This window comes from Amycolatopsis sp. CA-230715, from assembly GCF_018736145.1.
Taxonomy (GTDB): Bacteria; Actinomycetota; Actinomycetes; order Mycobacteriales; family Pseudonocardiaceae; genus Amycolatopsis.
This window is the reverse complement of sequence record NZ_CP059997.1, coordinates 422,825-441,404: the sequence shown is the minus strand read 5'-3', so window position 1 is coordinate 441,404 and position 18,580 is coordinate 422,825. Positions and strand designations below refer to the sequence as shown.

At 72.4% G+C, this 18,580-nt stretch carries 16 protein-coding genes; 13 read left to right on the top strand and 3 right to left on the bottom strand.

Annotated elements, in window-relative coordinates:
- Positions 1 to 10 precede the first annotated feature (10 nt).
- Positions 11 to 1,261 (top strand): DNA polymerase IV, encoded by a 1,251-nt coding sequence (dinB, locus tag HUW46_RS02070; protein WP_215545638.1) that lies wholly within the window; start codon positions 11 to 13, stop codon positions 1,259 to 1,261.
- 209 nt (positions 1,262 to 1,470) lie between these two features.
- On the top strand, positions 1,471 to 1,884 hold the full coding sequence (locus HUW46_RS02065; protein WP_215545637.1) for a DUF3040 domain-containing protein: 414 nt from the start codon (positions 1,471 to 1,473) through the stop codon (positions 1,882 to 1,884).
- 171 nt (positions 1,885 to 2,055) lie between these two features.
- On the opposite strand, the gene HUW46_RS02060 is transcribed toward HUW46_RS02065, so the two are convergent.
- Genes HUW46_RS02060 through HUW46_RS02050 form a run of 3 tightly spaced genes read right to left on the bottom strand, consistent with a single transcriptional unit; the run spans position 2,056 to position 6,950 of the window.
- Entirely contained in the window at positions 2,056 to 4,638 is a 2,583-nt protein-coding gene (locus tag HUW46_RS02060; RefSeq protein ID WP_442860908.1) for a transglutaminase TgpA family protein, read from the bottom strand.
- A complete protein-coding gene (locus HUW46_RS02055) occupies positions 4,578 to 5,852 on the bottom strand; it encodes a DUF58 domain-containing protein (RefSeq protein WP_215545636.1) in 1,275 nt (424 codons plus the stop codon). The genes HUW46_RS02060 and HUW46_RS02055 overlap by 61 nt, the downstream gene beginning before the upstream one ends.
- A 6-nt stretch (positions 5,853 to 5,858) precedes the next feature.
- Positions 5,859 to 6,950, bottom strand: coding sequence for an AAA family ATPase (locus HUW46_RS02050; RefSeq protein WP_215545635.1), 1,092 nt, complete (start codon positions 6,948 to 6,950; stop codon positions 5,859 to 5,861).
- Between the two features lie 247 nt (positions 6,951 to 7,197).
- Between HUW46_RS02050 and HUW46_RS02045 the strand changes: the two genes are divergently transcribed.
- The 11 genes from HUW46_RS02045 to mraY all read left to right on the top strand — a co-directional run bounded on the left by HUW46_RS02045 (position 7,198) and on the right by mraY (position 18,580).
- Positions 7,198 to 7,557, top strand: coding sequence for a hypothetical protein (locus tag HUW46_RS02045; RefSeq protein ID WP_215545634.1), 360 nt, complete (start codon positions 7,198 to 7,200; stop codon positions 7,555 to 7,557).
- Entirely contained in the window at positions 7,550 to 8,122 is a 573-nt protein-coding gene (locus tag HUW46_RS02040) for a DUF3558 family protein (RefSeq protein ID WP_254125722.1), read from the top strand. Before HUW46_RS02045 ends, HUW46_RS02040 begins: the two co-directional genes overlap by 8 nt.
- Before the next feature lie 17 nt (positions 8,123 to 8,139).
- Positions 8,140 to 8,715, top strand: a complete 576-nt coding sequence (locus HUW46_RS02035) for a PE-PGRS family protein (protein ID WP_254125721.1) — start codon at positions 8,140 to 8,142, stop codon at positions 8,713 to 8,715.
- The gene (locus tag HUW46_RS02030; protein WP_215545633.1) at positions 8,712 to 9,464 is read left to right on the top strand and encodes an ESX secretion-associated protein EspG; all 753 of its coding nucleotides are present in this window, start codon (positions 8,712 to 8,714) and stop codon (positions 9,462 to 9,464) included. Before HUW46_RS02035 ends, HUW46_RS02030 begins: the two co-directional genes overlap by 4 nt.
- A gap of 355 nt (positions 9,465 to 9,819) precedes the next feature.
- Positions 9,820 to 10,251 (top strand): division/cell wall cluster transcriptional repressor MraZ, encoded by a 432-nt coding sequence (mraZ, locus tag HUW46_RS02025; RefSeq protein ID WP_215545632.1) that lies wholly within the window; start codon positions 9,820 to 9,822, stop codon positions 10,249 to 10,251.
- Positions 10,252 to 10,488: 237 nt separating this feature from the next.
- Positions 10,489 to 11,445: a 16S rRNA (cytosine(1402)-N(4))-methyltransferase RsmH gene (rsmH, locus tag HUW46_RS02020; RefSeq protein ID WP_215545631.1), complete on the top strand. Its 957-nt coding sequence runs from the start codon at positions 10,489 to 10,491 to the stop codon at positions 11,443 to 11,445.
- Entirely contained in the window at positions 11,442 to 12,236 is a 795-nt protein-coding gene (locus HUW46_RS02015) for a hypothetical protein (RefSeq protein WP_254125720.1), read from the top strand. Before rsmH ends, HUW46_RS02015 begins: the two co-directional genes overlap by 4 nt.
- Positions 12,236 to 14,191: a peptidoglycan D,D-transpeptidase FtsI family protein gene (locus tag HUW46_RS02010; protein WP_442860907.1), complete on the top strand. Its 1,956-nt coding sequence runs from the start codon at positions 12,236 to 12,238 to the stop codon at positions 14,189 to 14,191. The genes HUW46_RS02015 and HUW46_RS02010 overlap by 1 nt, the downstream gene beginning before the upstream one ends.
- A gap of 230 nt (positions 14,192 to 14,421) precedes the next feature.
- Entirely contained in the window at positions 14,422 to 16,023 is a 1,602-nt protein-coding gene (locus tag HUW46_RS02005) for a UDP-N-acetylmuramoyl-L-alanyl-D-glutamate--2,6-diaminopimelate ligase (protein WP_442860906.1), read from the top strand.
- On the top strand, positions 16,020 to 17,501 hold the full coding sequence (locus HUW46_RS02000; protein WP_215545630.1) for a UDP-N-acetylmuramoyl-tripeptide--D-alanyl-D-alanine ligase: 1,482 nt from the start codon (positions 16,020 to 16,022) through the stop codon (positions 17,499 to 17,501). Before HUW46_RS02005 ends, HUW46_RS02000 begins: the two co-directional genes overlap by 4 nt.
- Positions 17,498 to 18,580 (top strand): phospho-N-acetylmuramoyl-pentapeptide-transferase, encoded by a 1,083-nt coding sequence (gene mraY, locus HUW46_RS01995; RefSeq protein ID WP_215545629.1) that lies wholly within the window; start codon positions 17,498 to 17,500, stop codon positions 18,578 to 18,580. Before HUW46_RS02000 ends, mraY begins: the two co-directional genes overlap by 4 nt.

Genomic DNA, 18,580 nt, shown 5'->3' with positions numbered 1-18,580 from the left:
TCCGCACCTGATGGGAAGCAACGCCGGTCTGCCGGCCACACTCGCGCGCTACCGCGTCACCGGGCCCGGCACGGTCGACGACACGGGATGCGGGCTCCTGCACGTCGACATGGACGCCTTCTTCGCCGCCGTCGAGCTGCGCACCCGGCCCGAGCTGGTGCACCGGCCGGTCGTCGTCGCGGGCGCCGGGCCGCGCTCGGTCGTGCTGTCCGCGAACTACCCCGCCAGGGTGTACGGCGTCCGCTCGGCAATGCCGGTGGGCGCCGCGCGCAGGCTGTGCCCGCACGCCGTCTACCTCCCGCCGACACGCGGTCTCTACGGCGAGGTCTCCCGAGGGGTGATGGCGATCTTCCAGGAGCTGACCCCGCTCGTGGAGCCGCTGAGCCTGGACGAGGCCTTCCTGGACGTCAGCGGCGCGCTCCGGCGCCTCGGCACCACTCCGGCGGGTGTCGGCGCGATGATCAGGGCGCGGGTCGAGGCGGAGCACGGGATCAGCTGCTCGGTCGGCGCCGCCGGGGTGAAGTTCGTCGCGAAGCTCGCCTCCGGCATGGCGAAACCGGACGGCATGGTCGTGGTGCCGTCGGCGGAGACGGTCGCCTTCCTGCACCAGCTGCCCGTTTCGGCGCTGTGGGGCGTCGGGAAGCGCACCCAGGAGAACCTGCACCGCGTCGGCCTGGAGACGATCGCCGACGTCGCGAAGACGCCACTGGCGCGGTTGCGCTCGATGCTGGGCACCGCGCTGGGCGAGCACCTGCACGCGCTGGCGAACGGCCGCGACGAGCGCGGCGTGGTGCCCGAGACGCCGGACAAGTCGATCGGCGCCGAGCGCACCTTCGACGTCGACCGCACCGACCGCGAGCAGCTGGCGCGGGAGCTGCTCGATCTCTCCTTCCGCGTCGCCGAGACGCTGCGCGCCCGCGGCGTCCGGGGACGCACCGTGTCGATCAAGGTGCGCTTCGCCGACTTCCGGACCATCACCAGGGCGCGCACCTTGCCGTCCGTGACCGACGTCGCGCGTGATATTCACGCGACCGCCGTAGCGTTGTTCACCGAATCGACGGCGGGCGAACCCATCCGGCTGATCGGGGTCCGCGTTGAAGGTCTTTCGGGTACCGGCGAACCCGAACAGCTCAGCTTCGACGCGGTGGCCGCGAGTGCCCCACGCTGGCGCGAAGCCGAGATCGCGGCGGACGGGGTCAGCTCCCGGTTCGGGGCGGGCGCGATCCGCCCCGCCTCGCTACTGCGTCGTGACACAGAGTGATCCCAGACGCTGGGAACGGCCCTGGTGGCCGTCTTGGCGGCCTTCGCGGGCCTTCGGCGCGAATTCGATGGGTGCTTGATACGGGATCGGGTAGTCGTCCGCGCGCGGGACTCGTATCCTGGTAGCAGACGCCCCGATGACGGGGCTGTTGTTGGGTCCACGACGTTGCGCGGCCCGGCGCCCGCGACAGCTGTGCCGGAGGAGGAAAGATGCCACTCTCCGAGCATGAGCAGCGGCTGCTCGACCAGATCGAGCGCGAGCTCTATGCCGAGGACCCCAAGTTCGCATCCACGGTGCGAGGAAGCCGGCTGCGCCGGCCAGCACGCCGCCGCCGCATCCAGGGCATCGCCCTGTTCGTGGTCGGGGTCGCGCTGCTCGTGCTGGGCGTGATCCTGCCGTTCAGGGTCGCGGAGATCCCGCTCGTGAGCGTGCTCGGGTTCCTCGTCATGTTCTTCGGAGCCCTGCTTGCCCTCACCTCGCTACGGCAACCCGCCGAGGGCGAGGAAAAAGGGGGCGGCGGTTCGCCAGCCTCGGCCGGAGGCCGCGGCAAACAGGCGTCCCGTCGAAGCTCGTTCACGCAACGGATGGAAGAGCGCTTCCGCCAGCGCTTCGACGACCAGTAGCGCGTTTTCGAGTCCACTCACGCCGAAGGCCCCGGGCACAGCGCCCGGGGCCTTCGGCGTTTCCTGGTGTGTCCGCTCGCGATGCCCTGAAGGTGGCCATCACGGCGCTGAATGCCGTGATGGCCACCTTCAGGGACGGACGCAATGCCTCGGTTCGCCCGCGCGGGGGAGTCAGCGCCGGAAGCGGTTGAGCAAGGACTTCGGCAGCAGCCTGCCCTTCCACGAGACCGGGGCGTTGCGCCGCAGGCTCCGCCGGACGTCTTCGAACGCGGGCCCGAGCGTGGCGTCGGTCGTGTCCGTGCCGCTGTACCACCGCCGTTCCAGCACCCCGACGACGGCGCGCAGCCCGTCACGGCCATCGCCGTCGAGATGGTGCTCGGTGGCGAGCTTCTGCGCCGCCGTCCTCGCCGTTTCGCTCGGCGGGATCGGCGTGCCGCGGTCCGCGCATTCGTCGAGCAGCTCGTGCCACGCCGCGTCGGCGGCGCCGGGCGAGTGCGCCGCGATCGCGTGCAGACGCCGCCGTCGTCCGATCTCGCGGAGCGCGGCGGGCGTACCCGCCACCACGAGTACGACGATCAGCACGATCGCGAGCCAGCCGGAAAGCAGCCACGCGGCGAAGCCGATCGCGGCGAGCCACAGCACACCCGCGGCGAACGGGAGCCATGCCGTGACGCCGTCGCTGGGCGAGCCGCGCGCGGACGTGGCGGAGAACTCCGTGCCGTCGGTCCCGCCCGAGCCCGTGCCCCGTCTGCCGCGCCTGGCGAATGCGATCGCGGCCGCGGTGACCGCGATCGCGCACACCAGCGCGACCAGCCCCGCGATGCCGACCCAGCCGGGCTCGTCGTCCCGCTGCCCGGCCTGGCCCTGGTTGCCGGGGTCGGCCGTCGGCGGCGCGGGGACACCGGTCGGCGCCTGCCGCGACGACGGGTTGCTCGGCTGGCCAGCGCCGGAGGAGGCGCTGGGCCCGGTGGGCGAGTTGTCCGGGCGCAGGTACGACGGGATGACGCCGCGGCCGTCGGACAGCGGCGTCGGGTCGAAGCTGACCCAGCCGCGGTCGCCGAAGTACACCTCGACCCACGCGTGCGCGTCCTGCGAGGTGATCGTCCGGTGGTCGCCGTTGGGCACCCCGGTGGTGAACCCGATCGCCACGCGCGAGGGGATCTTGAGCACCCGCAGCATCACGCCCATGGCCGAGGCGAACTGTTCGCAGAACCCGCGCTTTCCCTTCAGCAGGAAGTCCGTCAGTGCGTCCGCGTCGGCGGCGGGCGCGGTCTGCGTGTCGTAGGTGAAGCCGTTCTGGGCGGTGAAGTACCGCCAGATCGCCGACGCCTTGTCGAAGTTGTTCGACTCGTGCGCGGTGATCTGCTGGGTCAGCTGGACCACGCGCGGGTCCACCGGGTCGATCCTGGTGTAGATCGGCGCGACCGCGTCCGGCTTGACGTCGGCGACGCGCAGGTCGTCCTTCGACGGCTCGGCGAGCGAGGCGACTTCGGTGTAGGGGGCGACCGCCTGGCGCTTCGTGGTGAACACCGCGCCGCTGCCCTGGTCGTAGTACCAGTTCGGGGCGACCCCGGTCAGCCGCCGCGGCGCGCCGTAGACGGGCATCCAGACATCGGTCCAGTTGACCGGCTCGATCTGGATCTCCCGCGACCGGCTGGTGCCGTCGTCGCCGGGGGCAGCGGGCAGCGGGAGGTTCGCGGGCACCCCGGCGGGCATGGTGCCGGGCAGGCCCCAGCCCTTGTTCGGCTGGTAGGTGTCGAGCGTGAACGCGCGCAGCAGCCGCTTGTCGTCTCCGAGCCCGCGCACGCGGAACAGTTCGACGTTGCTGCCCTGGTCGAGCATGCCGCGCAGGCTGGTGAACGGGTTGACGCCGAGGCCGCCGACACCGCCGGCGAGCCCGCCGCGCCCGGCGCCGGGCAGCCTGCTGACCGTGCCGACCGCGGTCACCACGGTCCCGGCCACCAGGCCGAGCACGACCGCGATCGCGACCACCGCGACCGGGGTGGACGCCGATTCGGGAGAGGTGCCGGTGCCCGGCGCGTCGCGGGTCCGCCAGCGCCGGTGCCGGTGGTTGCCGTCCACCGCGAGCAGCGCGGCGAACGCGGCCGCGCCGAGCAGGAACGTCCACCACGGCAGCATGCTGTCGGAAAGCGCGGCGGGCACGGCGTAGACGCACAGGAGCACCAGCCCGGTGGCCGCGGGCGCGGCGGCGGCCACCGCGAGGGTGTCCACGAGGATCGCGACCAGCCCGATCGCGATGGTGACCAGGCACAGGATCGGCGGGCTCGCCTCCACCGGCGGGAGCCCGGTGCGGATCTGCTCGAACGCCCGCGTCAGCACATCGCTGAGCTGGGAGAACGCCGCCGGGCCCGGAAAGATCGCGGCGATCCCGCGGTCGGTGAACACCCCGATGACCATGAAGGTCAGCACGGCGATCTGGGCGAGGCCCACCACCGGGGTCGGGGTGCGGATCGAGCGGAGCGCGAGCCCGGTGCAGCCGATCAGGATGACCGCGACGATCACGTACCCGAGCCAGGCCGCGCCGGCGACCACCCCGGTCAGCGAGGTCGCCGCGCACACCGTGGCGAGCCCCGCCGCGGCGGGGGCGAGCACCGAACCGCGCCACAGCGAAAGCCGGGGAGCCGGTGGCGGTGTGGGCGTGTGCTGTTGCGTGGGGCGGGGCGCGGTGGCCGTCACGGCGCGCCGCCGATCAGCGTGCCCTGCCCGGTCGTGGTGCGGCAGAGTTCGCCCCACGCCTGCGGCATCGGCGTCGACGGGCCCGCCACCACGACCCCCCAGCCCGCGGCGCGCAGCAGCGCGGCGGACTCGTCGGTCGCCGCGGCCCGGTGGTCGGGCGCGCTGACCCCGCCGGACCACGCCGGGGTGTCGAGCATGACGGCCAGGCTGCGGATCCCGCGCGGGCGGAACCGGGTGAGCTCGTCGACGGCCTCGTTGCTCACCGTGCCGAGGATGGCGATCAGTTCCTGCCCTCCCGCCGGGTCCTGCCCGGCCGTGACATCGCGCTGGTGGGCGGGCTGCAGCGCGGCCAGCGCGTCGAGCACGATGTTGTCGTAGTGCTCGCCGCCTTCACCGGGGGCGTCGGCGAGCGGTTTGCCGTGTTCGGACACCAGGCGGACCCGGTGCCCGGCGCGGCGCAGGTGCACGCACACGCTGGCGGCGAAGGACACCGCCCATTCCAGGCTCGAGGTGGGGCCCGCGCCGTGGTGCGCGGTGGCGCGGTGGTCGAGCAGGACCGTCGTGCCGCCGCGCCACGGGCGCTCTTCGACGCGCACCATGATCTCGTCGCGCCGCGCGGTCGACCGCCAGTGCACCTTGCGCAGGTCGTCGCCCTGGCGGTACTGGCGGACGATGACGTCGGCGTCGCCCTGCCCGGCGTGCAGGCGGATGCTGCCGTCGTCGCCGGCGCCGATGCCCGCCCCGGTCGGCAGGCCCCACAGGCCGACGACCCTCGGCGTCACGATCAGCCGGGAGTGCCCGATGAGCTCGCGCTCGAACTCGCACAGCCCGAACGGGTCGGTGATGGTCGCGCGCAGCGGGCCGATCTGGTGGATACCGCGCAGCACCGGCTGCACCGGGTAGCGCAGGCCCACCGCGCGGTTGTGCGGGAGCCGCTCGACGACGAACCGCGGCCGCGACCCGAGCGCGTACGGCACGCCGTCCTCGAGGAGCACCTCACCCGCGGGAAGCGTGCCGGTGCGCCACAGGTCGAGCTCGACCTCGCCGGGCGTGCCGACCGGGACCCGGTCGGGCAGCATCTTGCGCGCCGCCGCGATCCGGACCCGCGAAGCCGCGATGAACAGGGCCACCAGCAGCGGCAGCGCGATCACGAACACCGCGACCCGCAACAGGTCGCGTTCGTTCAGCACGACCGCGCAGACCGCCGCGGCCACTCCCGCGGCGAGGAGGCAGCGGCCTCGGGTGGTGAGGCCGGACAGCGAGCGCAGCATCGGCGGTTACCGGCGGCCCTGCCCGTTTGCCTGCGCGCCCTGGGGCACCGGGACGCGGTGCAGCACGGCGCGCACCACGTCGGTGGCCGAGCGGCGGGCCGCGTGCGCCTCGGTGGTGAGCACCAGCCGGTGCGCGAGCACCGGTACCGCCACCGCGTGCAGGTCGTCCGGCACCACGAACTCGCGACCGGACAGCGCGGCCTGCGCGCGGGCGGAGCGCACGAGCTGCAGCGTGGCGCGCGGGGACGCGCCGAGCCGCAGTTCCGGCACGCCGCGCGTCGCGCCGACCAGGTCGACGGCGTACTTGCGGATCTCCGGCGCCATGTGGATGCCGCGCACCGCGAGGATCAGGCGGTGCACCGTGTCCGCGTCGGACACCGGCTGCAGGTCGTCGAGCGGGTTGTGCCCGGCGTGCTCGTCGACCATGGCCACCTCGGCCTGCGGGTCCGGGTAGCCGATCGAGACGCGCGCGGTGAACCGGTCGCGCTGCGCCTCCGGGAGCGCGTAGGTGCCCTCCATCTCGATCGGGTTCTGGGTGGCGATCACCATGAACGGCTCGTCGAGGTGGTAGGTGTTCGTGTCGACCGTGACCTGGTGCTCTTCCATGCACTCGAGCAGCGCGGACTGGGTCTTCGGCGACGCGCGGTTGATCTCGTCGCCCACCACGATGTTCGCGAACACCGGGCCGGGCCGGAACTCGAACGACCCGGTCTGCCGGTTGTAGATGGACACGCCGGTGACGTCGCTCGGGAGCATGTCGGGGGTGAACTGGATGCGGCTCACCGTGCAGTCGATCGACCTGGCGAGCGCCTTCGCCAGCGAGGTCTTCCCGACCCCGGGGACGTCCTCGACCAGCAGGTGCCCCTCGGCGAGCAGCGTCACCAGCGCGGTGCGCACCACCTCGGGCTTGCCGACCAGCACGCGTTCCACGTTCGCGGCGATTCTGCGGGCGGTGTCGTGCAGCTCTTCGAGGCTCGCCGAGTGACCGTGCGCGCCGTGTTCTGCGACGGGCGAGCCGGACTGGTGGTACGGCGCCTGCCCGGTCGCCTGCTCGCCGGTGTGGTCGCCGGCCGTAGCAGACTGTGTTCTGGACGTCACTCGCCCTCCTGGTACCGGAGCATGTTCTCGATGGTCATGGTGTTCGGCTGGGTCTTCGCCGCCGCTCGCGCGGCTCTCAGCCTGACACGAAGTGTGTCAAACTCGGGCGAACTAGGTGAGTCAACCCCGGTAACGACGTCATCGTTCCGTTCGGGTTCCAGCCGGTGACGGGTCCTTCCGCGAGGTGGGGGACGCGACGTATGCTCCGGTCCGGAACGGTTCGGTTACGGAGAGGTGCGACGCGGCGATGACCGACGGTGGCACGGGCCTGAAGCTGGGGAAGGCCGACGCGCGTGCCTTCGCCGTCGCGCCCGATCTCGCGAGGACCGCCTATCAGCAGCTGAGCGATCTCCAGGACGTGGTGGGCGAAATGGTCCGCTACGCCAGCGCGCTGGGCAGGGCGGTGCCGCTCGGCGGCGGGTACGCGAAGGAGATCGGCGAGTTCATGGCCCGCTACGGCGTCGGCGGCGCCGGTTCGGCGGTGGAGTCGCTGACCGCGTTCGGCCGCGAGCTCGAACGGCTGAAGCGGAACGTCGACAAGGCGCTGACCCGCTACCAGGACGCGGACGACGCCGCGAAGGACGGCGTCGACTGCATCGGTGGCTGAGCGCATGCGGATTCCCGTGCATCTCGCGCGAGCCTCGATCGCACTCGCCACGCTGGCGCTGCTCGCCGGGTGCGGGCAGGCAAGGACCGCGGAACCGGTGCCGCCCGCCGCGCCGGTCAAGACCACCGCGCCGCCTTCTTCTTCCGACGCGCCCGCCGGTCTCGGGTCGCTCGATCCGTGCGGCCTGCTGTCCTCGGCGGACCGGTCGTCCGCGGGGCTGTCCGTGCTCGGCAAGCCGAAGGCGATCGGGCAGGCGAAGGGCTGCGACTGGACCGAGCCCGGCACGTTCGGCGTGACCATCACGGTGGACGCGGAGCACGCGCCCACCGAGTTGGCTGCCAACGGCACGGAGAAGGGCACCCGCCGCAAGACCAAGGCGGGGGACCGGACCGCCTACGAGGTCGCCGACCGCGGCGCCGCGAACGGCGTCTGCGCGGTGCTGGTGACCGCGGGCAAGGGCGGCAGCGCCTCCGTCGACGTCAGCAACGCCACCTTCCGCGACACCGACCTGGCCTGCGAGCGCGCGAAGACGGTCGCCGGTCTCATCGCCCCGAAACTGCCGTGACCGGACAGGAGCCAGCCATGGATTTCGAGCCGTCGAACCCGGCCATGCCCGCCTCGAACCGGCGTTATGACGCCTACTCCCACGAAGCGCTCGTCGCGGAAGTGGCCGAGGGCAACGATCCCGAGGCCGCGGGCGGGCTGGCGGGGCAGTGGGCCGGGCTCGGCGACCGGCTCCGCGACGCGCGCGATCAGCTGACCGCGATCGCGAACGCCAGCGACGAGCACTGGCACGGCACGGCGGGCGAGGCGTTGCGCGCGAGCCTGCGGTCCGCGGCGGCGTGGTCCGACGAGGCGAGCGGCGTGACGGCGGAGGTGGCGGGGTCGGTCGGGCGGCAGGCAGAGGTCGCCGCCCGCGCCAGGGCGGACATGCCCGATCCCGTCGGCTACGACCCGGCGTCGATGATCTCCGGCGCGATGCGCAGCGGGGACCTGCTCGCGATCGCCGGGCTGTCCGACGCGCTGGAGGAGCGCAGAGCCGCGGCGGCGGCCGCGAAGGCGAAGGCGGTCGACGTCGTCACGACGCGGGACACCGGGCTGTACGCGGCGGTGCCCGGCGCGGCCTTCACCCCGCCGTCGGGGCCGAGCGCCGGATGATCAGGGTGTCGGCTTCGGCCTTCGACATCCTGTGGCACGACCTCGGGCTCGGCGCGGTACCCGAGCCGCTCGACGTGCACAGCGTCGGGTACACCGGCGACGAGCGGGCCGAGATCCGGCGGGAGGTGTACGGCAACCTCGCCGAACGCGGGCTGTACGACGGGCGCGATCTCGACCGCGGGGTCGTGGAACGGCTGGAGGTGCTGGCCCGCGGGACCGTGTCCGTCGAATGCGAAGCGCTCTTCGACGCCGAGGACGAGGTCCCGTTCCGCGCGGTCGCGTCCGGTGACGGCAGGCGCGCGACACTGGCGGCGCAGCCGAGCCGGACGATCGGGCTGTCCGAGATCAGGCCGACCGAGCTGGCCACCGCGATCGTGGAGCTCCTCCCCGGGTTCGAGCCGGGTCCCGGCTTCGGGGTCAGCCTGCCCGCCTCGGTGCTCGAAGGCCGGGTCGCCGACCCGGTGTTCGCCGGGGGTGGCGGCCGGTCCGAGGCGCGGGACCGGCAGCTCAGCGAGGTGCTCGCGATCCAGGCGCGCCCGGTGCTCGGCGCGGGCCAGTTCTCGGTGCGCGTGCGGACCGGCCGTGACGCGGCGAAGCGTGTCGGCGGTGTCAGCTGGTTCGTCACGGACGTCGGCGCGTACCTCGGCTCGGTGGAGGAACGGCGCGGCGGCCAGGCGTGGATGAGCGTGGTGCCCGCCGACGGCGCGCGGGTCGCGGGCAAGATCGCGGACCTCCTCGACGAGGCCTGACCACCCTCCCCACCGCGCCCCACCTCGGTTCCCCACCGTTCCCCACCCGAGTCCCCACTTTCCTCCCCGCACCGTCCGAAAAGGCCTTTCCCGCTGGTGGAACGGGCGTTTTCGGGCGTTCGCGACCCGTTCGAGGCCCCCGTGTCGGGGGATCTTGGTCGCCGCCCCCCACCCTGCCCCCACCTCGCCTCACGTCGCTCACCTGCAAAAACGCTGTGAAGTGCGGCGCATCGCGGCGTGCTTCCGCGTTGACTGTGGTGAAAAGTGGGGTACGGTGGTGCTCAGTGGGGCGGAAGGGAGCCCCGTGGCCGGTTCCGGCGGGAAACCACCGGCTCCGGTAGGGAGGTGGCGGCCGATGTTCCTCGGCACCCACACCCCGAAGCTGGACGACAAAGGGCGGTTGACGCTGCCCGCGAAGTTCCGCGACGCGCTGGCAGGTGGACTCATGGTCACCAAGGGGCAGGACCACTGCCTCTACGTCTTCCCGCGCGCCGAGTTCGAGCAGATGGCACGCAAGGTCGCCGAAGCCCCGTTCACCAACGAGGCGGTGCGCGCCTACCAGCGCTACCTGTTCGCCGGGACCGACGAGCAGCGTCCGGACGGCCAGGGGCGCGTGGCCATCGCGTCCGAGCTCCGGCGCTACGCCGGGCTCAACAAGGACTGCGTGGTGATCGGCGCGATCACCAGGCTGGAGATCTGGGACGCCCAGGCGTGGCAGGGCTACCTGGACGAGCACGAAGACAGTTACGCGAAGGCTCAGGAAGAGGTGCTGCCGGGCGTGTTCTAGGCGCGCGGTGGGTGTGTACCCACGCCGTCGGGGGGCGGGGGTCCCATCCGGCGACGCGGTACGCGGGAGACGTCCGAGTGCGGATGTCGTGAGGCCTCTGTCCGCTCAAAGGCCCTGGTGCACCTTCCCCGGCACCAGGTTCTCAGCGGGCGGGCGGGGACCTGACGGCATCCGCTCTGTCCATTCAGGACATTCAGTGGCGGGGAGTCCATTTCGGAGCGGAGAGGGGGCGGAGGGGTGACCGACGACGCGACGCACGTGCCGGTCCTGCTCGACCGCATCCTCGCGCTCTTCGAACCGGCGCTGGCCGGGAAATCCGCGGTGCTCGTCGACGCGACCGTCGGGCTCGGCGGGCACGCGGACGCCTTGCTGAGCGCGCATCCGGACCTCCGGCTCATCGCGCTCGACCGCGACCCTAACGCGCTGGAGCGCTCGGCGCGGCGGCTCGCGCGTCACGGCGACCGCGTCGACTTCGTGCACGCCGTCTACGACGAGCTGCCCGGGGTGCTCGACCGGTTTGGACTGTCGCATGTGGACGGAGTGCTGTTCGACCTCGGGGTGTCCTCGATGCAGCTCGACCTCGCCGAGCGCGGGTTCGCCTACGCGAAGGACGCGCCGCTGGACATGCGGATGGACCCGACCACCGGGCAGACCGCGGCCGACGTGCTGAACACCTACCCGGTCGGCGACCTGGCCAGGATCCTGCGCGACTACGGCGAGGAGAAGTTCGCCTTCAAGATCGCGAAGGCCGTGGTGGCCGACCGCGGCGACGAACCGTTCGACCGCAGCGCACGGCTCGTCGAACTGCTCTACCGCGTGGTGCCCGCCGCGAGCAGGCGCACCGGGGGCCACCCGGCGAAGCGCACGTTCCAGGCGCTGCGCATCGAGGTCAACGGCGAGCTGGACGTGCTGCGGCGGGCGATCCCGGCCGCGCTCGGCGCGCTGGCCGTCGGCGGCCGCATCGTCGTGGAGTCCTACCAGTCGCTGGAAGACCGCGTGGTGAAGCAGGCCATCGCGGAGCTGGCGAAATCCCGTACCCCGCCGGGGCTTCCGGTGGAACTGCCCGGCCACGGGCCCCAGGTGAAGCTGCTGACCCGCGGCGCGGAGAAGGCGGCACCGGAAGAAGTCGAGCACAATCCCCGCGCGGCGTCGGTGCGCCTGCGCGGGGCGGAGCGGATCGGAGTGGCGCCATGACAGCCCCCACGCGACCTCGCAGGCGTTCGGCGCAGTCCGCGCGTTCTTCAGCGGCCGCCACCCGCGGGCGCGCGGAGCGGGAGGCGCCCGAAGCCACGGTGGCGCCGGAGGTCGAGCGGCCGCGCCGCCGCCAGAAGGACGGCGAGCGCGGCAGCGGCCAGCGCGGCCGGACCTCCGCGGCGGAGCGGGCCTATGCCCGGCGCGCGCAGCGGGCGGATCTGCTGCGGCAGCGCGCGGCGCACCCCAAGGCGCAGGAGCAGCGCGCCACCACGGGCACCCGGCTCAAGCTTCGGTGGCCGCGGTCGCGCGCGTCGTTCGTGGTGCTGATGATGTGCCTGCTGGCCGCGGGCGTCGCGACCACGCTGTGGCTGTCCACGCAGGCGATCGCGGACTCCTACCGGCTCGAGCAGGTGCGCAAGGACACCGCGGCCCTCACCGAACGACAGCAGCAGCTGCAGCGCGCGGTCGCGCAGGACGAGTCGGCGTCGGTGCTCTCGCAGCACGCCCGCGATCTGGGCATGGTGCCCGGCGGCGACCCGGCGCGCATCGTCGTCAACCCCGACGGCTCCACGCGCGTCGTTGGCGAGCCGAAGAAGGCGAACGGCGCGGCGGCGACGACTTCCGCGCCGCCGACCCCGGCCGCGGCGGCGCCGGGCAGCCAGCGCGGCGCCGTGCCGCACGAAGGCGACCAGCCCGCGGTGCCGCAGGACGACGCGCCAGCACCCCAGCAGCAACAACAACCGCAGCAACCGCAGCCGCAGCAGGGCCAGCCCGCGAACGGAGGACAGTGATGCCGGGCGCACCGACGCCACGCGGCGGGGGCCGCACGATGCGGCCGCGGCCCGCCGCCGGGTACCAGCGCACCGGACAGCCGACGCGCATGCGGCGGGTGGCCGGCCGCCCGAAGGCGGGCGGGGGCGGCGCGAGCCGGTTCACCGCGGTCAAGGTCATCCTGATCGCGGTGCTCACCGTCGCGGGCCTGCAACTGGTGCGGGTGCAGGGGTTCGAGGCGTCCGCGCTGTCGGAGAAGGCGGAGCGGCAGCGGACCGAGACGATCGACATCCCGGCCAAGCGCGGGTCCATTGTGGACCGCAACGGCGCGCAGCTCGCGTTCAGCGTGGAAACCAGGATGCTGACGGTCAACCTGCGCCTGATGCGCAAGCAGTGGGGCGAGTACGCGCAGCAGCATCCCGCGGAGGGCAAGAACTTCGACACACGGGCGGCCGAAGCGGCGAAGTACATCGCGAACGCGGTGCCGGGCAAGGTCACCGAGCAGAAGCTGCTCGAACTGCTCCACAAGAACGCCGATTTCACCTACCTCGTCGACGGTGTCGAGCCGTCGATCGCCGACGACATCACGAGCCCGAAGCACTTCCCGGAAATCGCCGAGGAAAAGCGCGCGGCCCGCGAGTACCCGGGGAGCACGCTCGCGTCGAACCTGATCGGCTACGCGAACTGGCGCACCGACGACCAGGACATCTCCAAGCACAACCTGCACGGGCTGACCGGGCTGGAGAACTCGCGCGACAACGACCTCGCCGGCACCCCGGGGCGCCGCATGGTGGACACCGCCAACGGCGACAACAAGGTCATCATCCCCGGCACCGAACGGGATCTGCAGCCCGCGGTGGCCGGTTCGGACCTGCGGTTGACGATCGATTCGGACGTCCAGTACGACCTGCAGCAGCGGCTGTCGGACTACGTGGCCAAGACGCGCGCCAAGGGCGGCAGCGCGGTCATCATGGACTCGAAGACCGGCCAGGTCTACGCGCTGGCGAACGACAAGACGTTCAACCCCAACGATCCGGCGACCCGCAAGCCCGAGCTGATGGGCAACCCGGCCGTGTCGAACTCCTACGAGCCGGGTTCGGTGAACAAGGTCGTCACGGCCACCGCGGCCATCGACTCCGGGGCCGCGACGCCGGAGTCGACCGTCGAGGTACCGGGGTCGCTGCAGGTCGCCGACCACGTCGTGCACGACGCGTGGAACCACGGCACCCAGACGTTCACCACGACCGGCATCTTCGCGAAGTCGTCGAACGTCGGCACGCTGCTGCTCGCGCAGAAGGTCGGCCCCGACCGGTTCTCCGAGCTGCTCAAGCAGTTCGGCATCGGCCAGCGCACCGGGATCGGCCTGCCCGGCGAGAGTCCGGGCTCGGTGCCCGCGCGCAGCCAGTGGTACGGCACCACGTTCGGGAACCTGCCGATCGGGCAGGGCCTTTCGATGACCGTGGTGCAGATGGCCGGGATGTACCAGGCGATCGCGAACAACGGCCTGCGCGTGCAGCCGAGGATCGTGGACTCGAAGATCGCCCCGGACGGCACGCGGATCCCCGAGCCGGCCCCGAAGAGCGTCCAGGTGGTCAGCCCGCAGGTCGCGAACACGGTCAAGGACATGATGCGCGCGGTGGCGCAGAAGGGTAAGGGCCAGAACAGCGGCACCGCGCCCACCGCGGCGCTGGAGGGGTACCAGATCTCCGGCAAGACCGGGACCGGCCAGCAGATCGACCCGAAGACCAACGCCTACAGCGACCACCTGGAGAACATCACGTTCGCCGGGATCCTGCCCGCGGACAACCCCCGGTTCGTGGTCGGCATCCGCCTCGACGCGCCGGACACCACGCTGCCGCTCGGGCATTCCGCCGGCCCGCTGTTCCACGACATCGCTTCGTACCTCGCGCAGCGGTACAACATCCCGCTGTCCGACGCCCCGTCCCCGGTGGTCCCACTCGTGGTGAACCAATGAGTGTCGATAGCCCGCTCAAGCGGCTTCGCCGCTTGTGAACCAAGAGCTTTTCTCCCGAAGGCCCCGCGTGCGAACACGTTCCGCGCGGGGCCTTCAGCCGTCTTCTCCCGGCCGGAAAACGCGTGAGTCCACACGCAACCGGGGCCCGGAAATCCCCGCTGCGGGGGAGAAACACGCGCTAGGCCTACCGCGTGCGCTCGCGCGGACACGCCGCCGGTAACCTTCCGGCCGTGTCTGTCAACAACGATGGGCCTCGGGCCGGGACCGGCCAGGTCCCGGACAGCCCGGTGAAGGTGACCGCCGCGCCCCCACGCCCCGCCCGGATCGAACCGGTTCCGCTGACGACCCTGGTCGCCCGCGCGGACGCCAGGCTCATCGCCGACGATCACGGCGCCGCCGCGGACGTCGCGGTGACCGGTGCGACGCTGCGCGCGCAGCAGGTGCTGCCCGGCGACCTCTTCGCCGCGCTGCCGGGAGCCAGGGCGCACGGCGCCGACTTCGCGGCCGGTGCGATCGCTTCCGGCGCCGCGGCCGTGCTCACCGACGAAGCGGGCGCGCACCGGCCAGCGCTGGCCGACGCGGGCATCCCGGTGCTCGTCCACCCGGACCCGCGCGGCGTGCTGGGCGCGGTCGCCGCCTGGATCTACGGCGAGCCGTCGCTGGAGCTGTCCGTGCTGGGCGTCACCGGTACCTCGGGCAAGACCACGACCGCGTACCTGATCGAGTCGGGCCTGCGCGCGGCGGGACGCACGACCGGGCTCATCGGCACGGTCGAGACCCGCATCGCGGGGGAGCGGCTGGCGAGCGCGTTCACCACCCCCGAGGCGCCCGATCTGCAGGCGCTGCTCGCGGTGATGGTGGAACAGGGCGTCACGCACGTGCCGATGGAGGTGTCGAGCCACGCGCTGGCGCTGGGGCGGGCGAACGGCACCCGGTTCGCCGTCGGCTCCTTCACCAACCTCTCCCAGGACCACCTCGACTTCCATCGCGACATGGAGGAGTACTTCGCGGCGAAGTCCCTGCTGTTCGACGGCCGGTCCACCACCGAGGTCGTGGTGATCGACGGCGCGTGGGGCCAGGCGCTGGTCACCGATCACACGGTGACGGTGTCCACCGAGCCCGGCACTTCCGCGACGTGGACGGCGAGCGATTTCGCGCGCACCGAGACCGGCGAGCAGACGTTCGTGCTGCACGGTCCCGGCGGGCTGGCGATCCCGGCGACGCTGCCGCTGCCGGGCGCGTTCAACATCGCCAACGCCACGCTGGCCGCCGCGATCCTCGACACCGTCGGCGTGAGCGGCCAGGAGATCGCCGACGGGCTCGCCTCGGTGGAGGTGCCCGGCCGGATGGAACGGGTCTACCTCGGCCAGCAGTTCACCGCGGTCGTCGACTACGCGCACAAGCCCGCGGCGGTCGCGCAGGCGCTCGACGCGCTGCGGGCCCGCGCCGACGGCAGGGTCATCACCGTGCTGGGCTGCGGCGGCGACCGCGACACCGGCAAGCGCCCGCTGATGGGGGAGGCCGCGGCCAAGCGCAGCGACTTCCTGATCGTCACCGACGACAACCCGCGCAGCGAGGACCCGGCCCAGATCAGGGCCGCGATGCTGGCCGGCGCGCGGTCGGCGGGCGGGCAGGCCGCCGAGATCGCCGAGATCGCCGACCGCAGGGAGGCCATCGCGCACGCGGTCGGCCTCGCCCTGCCCGGTGACGTGGTGCTGATCGCCGGGAAGGGGCACGAGACCGGCCAGGACTTCGCGGGCGTCGTGCACCCGTTCTCCGACCGGGACGAACTGGAAGCGGCCATCCGCCAGCGGCTGGGAGCAAACGCATGATCGAGCTGAGCCTCGCCGAGATCGCCGACATCGTCGGCGGCACCCTGCACGGCACCGACGGGTCGCCGAAGGTGACCGGCACCGTCGAATTCGACTCGCGCAAGCTGACCGAGGGCGGGTTGTTCCTCGCGCTGCCCGGCGAACGCGTCGACGGCCACGACTTCGCCGCGCGCGCCGTGGAAGCGGGCGCGGCGGGCGTGCTGGCCGCGCGCCCGGTCGACGCGCCCGCGGTCGTCGTGCCGCCGGTGACCGTCAGCGGGCCCTCGCGCGTCTACGCGCTCGCGGGTGACACCGACGGCAGCGGTGCCGCAGTGCTCGCCGCGCTGGCGAAGCTGGCCAGGGCGGTGACCGACCGGCTAGTCGCGGGCGGGCTGCTCGTGGTCGGCGTGACCGGGTCCGCTGGCAAGACCTCGACGAAGGACCTGATCGCCGCGCTGCTGTCCGGACGCGGGGACACCATCGCCCCGCCGGGGTCGTTCAACAACGAGGTCGGCCACCCGTGGACGGCGCTGCGGGCCGACGAGCGGACCAGCCACCTGGTGCTGGAGCTCTCCGCGCGCGGGGTCGGCCACGTGGCCGCGTTGTGCGAGGTCGCGCCGCCGAAGATCGGCGTGGTGCTCAACGTCGGCACCCAGCACATGTCGGAGTTCGGCTCGCAGGACACCATCGCGAAGGCGAAGGGCGAACTCGTCGAGGCGCTGCCGTCCGCGGAGGACGGCGGGGTCGCGGTGCTCAACGCCGACGACCACCGCGTCGCGGCCATGGCGGAGCGGACGAAGGCGCGCGTGCTCACCTTCGGCACCGGTGCGGCCGCCGACGTGCGGGCCACCGACATCGTGCTCGACGACCAGGCCCGGCCCGGGTTCCGGCTGGTCACCGAAGCGGGCGAAGCGCCGGTGCGGCTCGGGCTGCACGGCGCGCACCAGGTGTCGAACGCGCTCGCCGCGGCCGCGGTCGCGCTGGCGGCCGGTGCCACCGTCGAGGAGGCCGCCGCCGGGCTGACCCGCGCGAAACCGGTTTCGGGCAAGCGGATGGCGGTGACCACCCGCGCCGACGGCGTGACCGTCATCGACGACTCGTACAACGCGAGCCCCGAGGCGGTGCGCGAGGCGCTCAAATCGCTGATGACGATCAGCAGGTCGGCGGGCGCCCAGCGGCGCTCGTGGGCCGTGCTGGGCCCCATGGCGGAGCTCGGCGAGAACCACACCCGGGTACACGATGAAATCGGCCGCCTGGCCGTGCGCTTAGATGTCAACCGCTTGGTCGTGGTGGGTGAGGCGGCACGGCCGATGCACCAAGGCGCGAGCATGGAAGGTTCGTGGGGAGAGGAGTCGGTACTGGTGCCCGATGTGGACGCCGCGGTGGCGCTGCTGCGCGACGAGCTGCGCGGGGGTGACGTGGTGCTGGTGAAGGCCGCGAACTCGCAACGCCTGTGGCGGGTCGCCGACGCGCTGCTCGCCGAGGGTGGTGACGCGTGATCAACATCCTGATCGCGGCCTCCGTCGGGCTGCTGGTCTCGATCCTGCTGACGCCCTACCTGATCCGGGTGTTCTCGCGCCAGGGCTTCGGGCAGGAGATCCGCGAGGAGGGCCCGCAGGGGCACAAGTCCAAGCGCGGCACGCCGACCATGGGCGGGGTGGCGATCATCGTCGCGATGGTCGCGGGCTACTTCGTCGCGCACCTGATCACCTGGCTGACCGGGTCCGGGTCCGGCGCCCCGTCGGCATCGGGCCTGCTGGTGCTGTTCCTGTCGGTCGCGCTCGGCGTGGTCGGCTTCCTCGACGACTTCATCAAGATCCGCCGCCAGCGCAACCTCGGGCTGAACAAGACCGCGAAGACGGTCGGGCAGCTCGTGGTGGCCGTGGTCTTCGCGATACTGGTGCTGCAGTTCCCCGACGCCAACGGCCTCACCCCGGCGTCGCAGAGCCTGTCCTACGTCCGCGACATCGCGCTCATCACGCTGCCGGTGATCGTGTTCATCCCGTTCTGCTTCATCGTGATCTCCGGCTGGTCGAACGCGGTGAACTTCACCGACGGGCTCGACGGCCTCGCGGGCGGCGCGGCCGCGATGGTGCTCGCGACCTACGTGGTGATCTCGTTCTGGCAGGGCAGGGTCAGCTGCGCTGGCACCGTGCAGGCCGCCTGCTACCACGTGCGCGACCCGTTCGACCTCGCCGTGGTGGCCGCGGCCGCGGCGGGCGCCTGCGTCGGCTTCCTGTGGTGGAACGCCGCACCCGCGAAGATCTTCATGGGCGACACCGGTTCGCTCGCGCTCGGCGGGCTCGTCGCCGGGCTGTCCATGACCACTCGCACGGAACTGCTCGCGATCGTGATCGGCGGCCTGTTCATGGTCGAGATGATCTCGGTGGTGGCGCAGATCGCGGTGTTCAGGACCACCCGCAGACGGTTGTTCCGGATGGCCCCGTTCCACCACCACTTCGAACTGGCCGGGTGGGCGGAAACCACGGTGATCATCCGGTTCTGGCTGCTCTCGGCGATCTGCTGCATGTTCGGTCTCGGCCTGTTCTACAGCGAGCAGCTCGGCGCGGGCGGCTGA